The organism is Immundisolibacter sp., assembly GCF_041601295.1.
Lineage (GTDB): Bacteria > Pseudomonadota > Gammaproteobacteria > Immundisolibacterales > Immundisolibacteraceae > Immundisolibacter.
The window spans coordinates 1-7,504 of sequence record NZ_JBFIII010000117.1 but is presented as its reverse complement, the minus strand read 5'-3'; the positions used below and the strand labels follow the sequence as shown (position 1 = coordinate 7,504).

The following is a 7,504-nucleotide window of genomic DNA, read 5'->3' as shown; positions in this document are numbered from 1 at the left end:
CAGCTGCACGCCGGTGAGGGTGGTGGCGTACTCGAGTGTGGTGCTGACCGTGAAATCCAGAACCCTCAGTACGTTCTCGTCGGTGATGTTCTGCCAGCCGCCGGCGGTGCAGGCGGCGCCGGCCTGGCGCAGTTCGATGGCACCGGCATTCAGGCGATAGCCGAAGCGGTCGGCATCGGTCAGGGTATCGCTCCCATCGCTGTCATAAGCAAAGGTGACGCAGGATCGGGGGGCCTCGGTGCCGTACTTGGCAACCACCCAGTTGACGTTGTTGGCGAATGGGTTGGCCGAACCGAGCAGGGACGGCTGCCAGGCCATATCGCGCGCTCCAGCACGCCGAAGATCGCGCGACATCATGGACATGACGGCGCGCATTTCCTCGTTCAGGCGCACCATCTTGATGTTCTGGGCGTTGCTCTGGTAGGTGCTGATGAAAACCGCCATCACGCCGCCGACCACGATCAGGCCCAGCACCAGGGTGACCATCAGCTCGATCAGGGTAAAGCCGCGGTCGCGCCCGCGATTGCGCCGGTTCATGGACATGCTGCGTACCCCGGTGTGCCAGTGGCGGAGCAGATTTTTACCCGCCCCGGAATGCTGACGATGACCCGCAACTCGTCGACACCCAGCCGCAAAAATGTGGTGCCCGCGAAATTGGATCCGCCCCGGCGTGGCTCGAACACGGTGCGCGCAGCGGCGAAGTTGTTCTGCATGGAGACGCCCGCGTAATCGGTGCTGGGCGTCACCTTGAGCAGGCCGTCGATCTGGCAGGCATTGGCGGCGCTGGCGTCAGTCACGGTGCAGTCGCAGTCCACGCCGTCGTTGATGCGCAGGCCATAGCACCAGGTGGTGCTGGGCCCGGCGGTCGAGAACCGCAGCGCAACCTGCCGGTTACGCTTGATGGCCTCGGTACGGGTCAGTTGCAGGTCGTTGAACAGCCCCTCGGCCGAGCCCTTGAGCCGGTTGCGCTCCAGCATTTTGGTGAAGGAGGGCACCGCGATGGCCGCCAGAATGCCGATGATCGCGACCGCGACCAGCATTTCGATGAGGGTAAATCCCATGTTTCGTCTCGCCACCACCTAAACTCCCTTGGCTTGTGGCCGATTCTATGGCTAGGTATCGGCGCGTGGACAGGTCGGTTGATACCGTTTGTCGGCTTTTATAAACCGTTGGTCGGAAACTTGGGTGAAAAGTCATGTACAGAAACAAACGCACACTGGGTTTTACGCTGATTGAACTGATGGTGGTGGTGGCGCTGATCTCGATTCTGGCTGCGATTGCCGTGCCGGCTTACCAGGAATATGGCCGCAAGGCCCGCCGGTCTGATGCCAAGCAGGCCCTGGTCGCCTTGCAGTTGCAGCAGGAGAAGTGGCGGGCGAGCCGACCCAGCTACACGGTGACCCTGGGATCTGCCGGGTTGAACTGGCCGACTACATCCAGGAATGGTTACTACCGCCTGGCCATCACGTCGGCCGCCGCTACCAGCTACCGCATGACCGCGGCGCCCTTGGCGGGTACGCCGCAGGCCGGCGACCGCTGCGGCACGTTCGCCATCGACCAGAAAAACCCCAATGGGAGCGTTGGTGGCAGTTACGCCACGGCCGAGTGCTGGAAGTAAGCGGCCGGATGTTCGGCTTCTAGTGCTCGGCGAGTCTTTGCGACGGGATCTGCATCCCACCGTAAATACCGCTATCCGCGTCACCCCACCGGACGCCACGCAAACGGGGCGCCTGTTACCCCGGCACGCCCGCGCAACTCCAGGCCGCGCACCGCCAGCGCGGTGGCCACTCAGGCGCGCATCAGCAGGCAGACCGCATGGGCGGCGATCGCCTCGCCGCGACCGACCGGGCCCAGTTGTTCGGTGGTGGTGGCCTTGACGCTGACCGCGTCGCTGGCGATGCCCAGGTCCGCGGCGATGTTGGCGCGCATGGCATCGCGATGCGGGGCGAGCTTTGGTTGCTGCGCCAATACGGTGGCGTCAACGTTGGCCACCGCGTAGCCGGCCGCGCGCACCAGCGCGACGACGCGTTGCAACAAAACGCGGCTGTCGGCGCCGGCAAAGGCCGGGTCGGTGTCCGGAAAATGCTCGCCGATATCGCCCAGCGCCGCGGCGCCCAGCAGCGCGTCGGCGAGTGCGTGCAGCAGCACATCACCATCCGAATGGGCCAGCGGGCCGTGGCTGTGGGGTATTTCGACACCGCCCAGTACCAGGCGCCGGCCCGGCGCCAGCGCATGCAGATCGTAGCCGTGGCCGATGCGCATCAGGCCGTGTCCGCGTCGTCATGGTCGCCGCCGGCACTTTGTGCCGCCAACAGACACTCGGCGAGTGGCAAATCCTGCGGCGTGGTGATCTTGATGTTGTCGCGTCGGCCGGGCACCAGTCTGGGGCCAAAGCCGGCCAGCTCGACAGCTTGCGCTTCGTCGCCGGGCGCCTGGCCAGACGCAAGCGCTGCCTGTAGCGCGCCGCGCAGCAGCCCCAAACGAAACCGCTGCGGTGTCTGGACGGTGTAGAGACCTTCCCGGGCAAGCGTGGCGAGCACCCGACCGTCGGTATCCGCGCGCTTGACGGTGTCGGCGACCGGTGTTGCCAGCAGGCAGCCATGATCGTCGAGCGGCAGCGCACACAGGCGGTCCAGATCGCTCGCGTGCAGCAGTGGGCGTACCGCATCGTGCACCAGCAGCGGCGCGTCGGCGGGCAATTGACCGGCCAGCAGGTCGAGCGCCACCAGCACCGACGCGGCGCGGCTGGCCCCGCCCACCACGTGATGCAGGGGCTTGGCGCAGCTGAACCCCGGCAGCGGCCAGTGAGCATCATCCGCATGCAGCACCAGCACCAGCCCGGCCACGCGCGGATGCTGTGCCAGGCGTTCCAGGGTGTGCAGCAGGATTGGCCGTCCGGCCAGCGATAAATATTGCTTGGGCCGCTCGCCCCCCATGCGCGCGCCCACGCCGGCGGCCGGAACGATGGCCCAGTGGTCGGCGATCAGCGGGCGGTCAACCACCAGCCGGCTATTCAATAACGCGGATAAAGGTCTCGCCCGACCTGATCATGCCCAGCTCGGAACGGGCGCGGTCTTCCACCGCGGCAAGACCGGTGCGCAGGTCCTGCACCTCGGCGGTGAGTTGATCGTTGCGCTCGGCCAGCAGGTCAACGGCGTCCTGTGCGCGCTCCACCCTGGCCTGTGTCGCCTGGACCGAAAACAGGTTGCCGGGCGCCAGCAGCAAGCGGTATTGCAGCCCGATCAGGACCAGCACCAGCGCGAGCAGCACGGCGCGCACGGATCAGCGCGCCAGTGTGGCGAACACGGCCGCGCCCGGGTAACGGGCGGCGGCGCCAAGTTCCTGCTCGATGCGCAGCAGGCGGTTGTACTTGGCTACCCGGTCCGAACGCGACAGGGAGCCGGTCTTGATCTGCCCGGCGCCGCTGCCGACGGCGATGTCGGCAATGGTGGTGTCCTCGGTCTCGCCCGAGCGGTGCGAGATCACCGCCGTGTAGCCGGCCTTGCGCGCCAGGAGCACCGCGTCCAGGGTTTCCGACAGCGTGCCGATCTGGTTGACCTTGATCAGAATGGAATTGGCCACCCCGGCGGTAATGCCCTTTTGCAGGGTGGCGGGGTTGGTCACGAACAGGTCGTCGCCGACCAGCTGTACGGTTTTGCCAAGGCGGTCGGTCAGCAGCTTCCAGCCATCCCAGTCGTCCTCGGCCAGGCCGTCCTCGATGGAAATCACCGGATAGCGGCCGGCCAGATCGGCCAGGTAATCCACGAACTCGGATGAACCCAAGCGACGCCCCTCGGACTCCAGCGCATAAAGCCCATCCTTGTAGAACTCGGTGCTGGCCACGTCAAGTGCCAGCAACACCTGGTCGCCTGCGGCGTAACCGGCACTGCCGATGCTCTCCAGCACGATCTTGAGCGCTTCCTCGTTCGACGCAAGGTCCGGCGCAAAGCCGCCCTCGTCGCCCACCGCGGTATTGAGCCCGCGTGCGCGCAGCAGGCGCTTCAGGGCGTGAAAAATCTCCGCCCCGCAGCGCACGGCTTCCGAAAAACTCGGCAGGCCGCTCGGACTGACCATGAATTCCTGCAGATCCACGCTGTTGTCGGCATGGGCGCCGCCATTCAGGATGTTCATCATCGGTACTGGCAGGCTCATGTCGAGGCCGCCGCACAGCGTATTGATATGCCGGTACAGGGGCTGTTTATGTACTGCCGCCGCCGCGTGGGCGGCCGCCAATGACACCGCCAACATGGCGTTGGCGCCCAGACGCGCTTTGTTAACGGTACCGTCGAGCTTGAGCAGCACGTCATCCAGGCCGCGCTGATCGGTGGGGTCCAGGCCGCGTACCGCAGGCAGGATTTCGTGCACTACGTTGTCGACTGCCTTGCGCACGCCCTTGCCACCGTAGCGGCCGGCATCCGCGTCGCGCAGTTCCAGGGCCTCGCGCGAGCCGGTCGAAGCGCCCGACGGCACTGCCGCGCGGCCCAGTTGGCCGCCGTCGGTCAGTACATCCACCTCTATCGTGGGGAAGCCGCGCGAGTCCAGAATCTCGCGGGCTTTCAGGTCGACAATCCTGCTCATCGGGCCTCAGGTCTCGGTTGTGTGCATCAGCGTCTGCTCCGCAAAACCGGCCGCCTTGACCATTCGATCCAGGCCGACCAGCGTTTTCAGCAGCGCCTCCATACGATCAAGCGGCCAGGCGTTTGGCCCGTCCGACAAGGCCTGCGCGGGATTTGGGTGAGTTTCCATGAAAAGGCCGGCGACGCCGGCCGCCACCGCTGCCCGCGCCAGTACCGGCACGAATTCACGCTGGCCTCCCGATCGGTCACCCTGGCCGCCCGGCAGCTGCACCGAATGCGTGGCGTCGAACACCACCGGGCAGCCGGTGGCGCGCATCGCCGCCAGCCCGCGCATGTCGACCACCAGATTGTTGTAACCGAAGGACACACCGCGCTCGCACACCAGTATTTGGCCCGTACCACCGGCGGCGTTCGCCTTGGCGACCACCTGGGTCATGTCGCCCGGCGCCAGAAACTGGCCTTTCTTGATATTGACTGGCTTGCCGCTGGCGGCAGCCGCTTCGATCAGGTCCGTCTGTCGGCACAGGAAGGCCGGCGTCTGTAGTACGTCCACTACCTGCGCCTCAGCCTGCACGTCGTCGGGCGTGTGGACGTCAGTCAGTACCGGCACGCCCAGGGTTTCGCGCACCTCGGCCAGGATGGCCAGACCTGCGTCCCGGCCAGGGCCGCGAAAGGTCGTTCCGGAACTGCGATTGGCCTTGTCGAACGAGGCCTTGAAGATAAACGGCAGGCCCAGGCGCGTGCAGATATCCTTGAGCGTCGCCGCGGTATCCAGAGCCAGCTGCCGGCTTTCCGCCACGCAAGGGCCGGCAATCAGAAACAGGGGTTGCGTCAGGCCGGCTTCAAAACCACACAGCTTCATGCCGGAGCCGGCTGCGGCGTGTGAGCGACGTTATGGATGCGCGCGGCCTCGACGAAGCTGCTGAACAGGGGATGGCCGTCGCGTGGGTTGGACGTGAATTCCGGATGGAACTGGCAGCCTACGAACCACGGGTGATCCGGCAGCTCGATCACCTCCACCAGCCCGTCCTGCTCGGAGCGACCCGATACCAGCAGGCCCGCGCCCTGCATTTGCGACAGGAAGCGCGGGTTCACTTCATAACGATGCCGATGGCGCTCGACAATCCGCTCCTCGCCGTAGATTCGCCGTGCCAACGTGTCGTCGTTCAGGATGCAGGTCTGGCCACCCAGACGCATGCTACCGCCCAGATCGCTGCCGGTCGCCCGCTGCTCGCGTCGGCCGCTTTCGTCCAGCCACTCGGTGATCAGCGCCACCACCGGCTCGGATGTGGCCGAGTCGAACTCAGTGCTGTGGGCGGCATGCAGGCCGGCCACATTGCGGGCAAATTCGATCACCGCCACCTGTAAGCCCAGGCAGATACCCAGGTACGGAATGCCGCGCTCGCGGGCAAATCGCACGGCAGCGACCTTGCCCTCGATGCCCCGCTCGCCAAAGCCGCCCGGCACCAGGATGGCGTCCATGCCGGCCAGGCAACCGACGCCGTCGTTCTGCAGGGACTCGGCGTCGATGTAGTGCACCTTGACGCGGGTGCGGGTGTGGGCGGCGGCGTGGTCCAGCGCCTCGTTCAGCGACTTGTACGAATCGGCCAGATCGATGTACTTGCCGACCAGCGCGATGTCCACCGCCGCCGTCGGGTGTTCGAAATCGTGGATGTAGCGATCCCAGGATTCCAGGCGTGAGGTGCCCACCGGCAGATCCAGCCTGCGGGCCACGAAATCGTCCAGGCCCTGATCGTGATAGTGACGCGGAATCTTGTAGATGTTGTCCAGGTCCTCGGCCGAGATGACAGCCTCGCGCGGCACGTTGGTGAACATGGCGATCTTGCGCCGCTCCTCTTCCGGCAGTGGTTGCTCGGTGCGGCACAGCAGCGCATCCGGCCGGATACCGATGGCCTGAAGTTCCTTCACCGAATGCTGCGTGGGCTTGGTCTTGATCTCGCCACTGGCGCGCAGATACGGCACCAGGGTCAGATGCATGTAGAGCACGTCCGCGTGTGTCCGCTCCAGCCCCATCTGACGAATGGCTTCCAGAAACGGCAGCGACTCGATGTCGCCGACTGTGCCGCCGATCTCCACCAGGGCCACGTCGGCGTCGCCGGCACCCTCGACAATGCAGCGCTTGATCTCGTCGGTGACGTGCGGGATCACCTGCACCGTGCGGCCCAGGTACTCGCCGCGGCGCTCCTTGCGCAGCACCCGCTCGTATACCTGGCCGGCGGTGAAATTGTTGGGGCGGCGCATGGGCATGCGCGCAAAGCGCTCGTAATGTCCCAGATCGAGGTCGGTCTCCGCGCCGTCGGCGGTGACATAGACCTCGCCGTGCTGAAACGGACTCATGGTGCCCGGATCAACGTTCAGGTAAGGGTCGAGTTTGAGGAAGGTGACCTTCAGTCCTCGGGACTCCAGCAGCGCGCCGATCGACGCGGCAGCGATGCCCTTACCCAGCGAAGAGACCACGCCACCGGTAACGAAAATGTATTTCGGCATGCGCTCTTGGAGTGTCTGATAAAGCGGAATGAGGCGCGCAAAAAGTACCAGATGCAGCCTGGTACCTCAATCTATAAATTTCGCTATGTTCGACCGGCCCCGCATCACCGGGTGCTTTGTCGCTCATCCTCGCAATAGCTGTGGCTATTGCTGTGGTTCGCTTCGCGCACTCGGCGCGCGGATGCGTGTCTCGGCATGTACGCAAACTTATAGCTTGAGGTACTCGCAGCCTGTCGGATTTGGGGCTGATCTACTGCGCAGGAGGGAGGACGGTCCAAATTTCCCCGATTTTTCCTTACATGGAACCACCATGCGCGTCAAAATCGTGAAAATTTGTCCTCGTTCTCCCACCATGCTCGCTACGATCGCCCAAGTCCGACAGGCTGCTAGGCGGACAGTCGGCGCCGCCTGAATTGCTT

Annotated in this window: 9 protein-coding genes; 1 reads left to right on the top strand and 8 read right to left on the bottom strand. The window is 65.1% G+C overall.

Annotated elements, in window-relative coordinates; translation table 11 throughout:
• A partial coding sequence (locus tag ABZF37_RS12720; protein WP_372720492.1) for a PilW family protein occupies positions 1-537 on the bottom strand: 537 nt, incomplete at its 3' end.
• Positions 534-1,061 carry a GspH/FimT family pseudopilin gene (locus tag ABZF37_RS12715; protein WP_372720490.1) on the bottom strand — a complete coding sequence of 176 codons (528 nt, stop codon included), beginning with the start codon at positions 1,059-1,061 and terminating at the stop codon, positions 534-536. The genes ABZF37_RS12715 and ABZF37_RS12720, both read right to left, overlap by 4 nt.
• 134 nt (positions 1,062-1,195) lie before the next feature.
• Here ABZF37_RS12715 and ABZF37_RS12710 point away from each other — a divergent pair, with 134 nt between their 5' ends.
• A complete protein-coding gene (locus tag ABZF37_RS12710; RefSeq protein ID WP_372720488.1) occupies positions 1,196-1,618 on the top strand; it encodes a type IV pilin protein in 423 nt (140 codons plus the stop codon).
• A gap of 170 nt (positions 1,619-1,788) precedes the next feature.
• Here the strand turns inward: ABZF37_RS12710 and ispF are convergent, their stop codons facing one another.
• The 6 genes from ispF to ABZF37_RS12680 are packed head-to-tail and all read right to left on the bottom strand — an operon-like array spanning position 1,789 to position 7,085.
• Positions 1,789-2,262 carry a 2-C-methyl-D-erythritol 2,4-cyclodiphosphate synthase gene (gene ispF / locus ABZF37_RS12705; protein WP_372720487.1) on the bottom strand — a complete coding sequence of 158 codons (474 nt, stop codon included), beginning with the start codon at positions 2,260-2,262 and terminating at the stop codon, positions 1,789-1,791.
• On the bottom strand, positions 2,262-3,002 hold the full coding sequence (gene ispD / locus ABZF37_RS12700) for a 2-C-methyl-D-erythritol 4-phosphate cytidylyltransferase (RefSeq protein WP_372720485.1): 741 nt from the start codon (positions 3,000-3,002) through the stop codon (positions 2,262-2,264). Before ispD ends, ispF begins: the two co-directional genes overlap by 1 nt.
• Positions 3,003-3,009: 7 nt before the next feature.
• Positions 3,010-3,279, bottom strand: a complete 270-nt coding sequence (locus ABZF37_RS12695) for a septum formation initiator family protein (RefSeq protein ID WP_372720483.1) — start codon at positions 3,277-3,279, stop codon at positions 3,010-3,012.
• Between the two features lie 3 nt (positions 3,280-3,282).
• On the bottom strand, positions 3,283-4,578 hold the full coding sequence (gene eno / locus ABZF37_RS12690) for a phosphopyruvate hydratase (protein WP_372720481.1): 1,296 nt from the start codon (positions 4,576-4,578) through the stop codon (positions 3,283-3,285).
• A gap of 6 nt (positions 4,579-4,584) precedes the next feature.
• Positions 4,585-5,439, bottom strand: coding sequence for a 3-deoxy-8-phosphooctulonate synthase (gene kdsA, locus ABZF37_RS12685; RefSeq protein ID WP_372720479.1), 855 nt, complete (start codon positions 5,437-5,439; stop codon positions 4,585-4,587).
• Positions 5,436-7,085 carry a CTP synthase gene (locus ABZF37_RS12680; protein WP_372720477.1) on the bottom strand — a complete coding sequence of 550 codons (1,650 nt, stop codon included), beginning with the start codon at positions 7,083-7,085 and terminating at the stop codon, positions 5,436-5,438. The genes kdsA and ABZF37_RS12680 overlap by 4 nt, the downstream gene beginning before the upstream one ends.
• Positions 7,086-7,504: the final 419 nt, after the last annotated feature.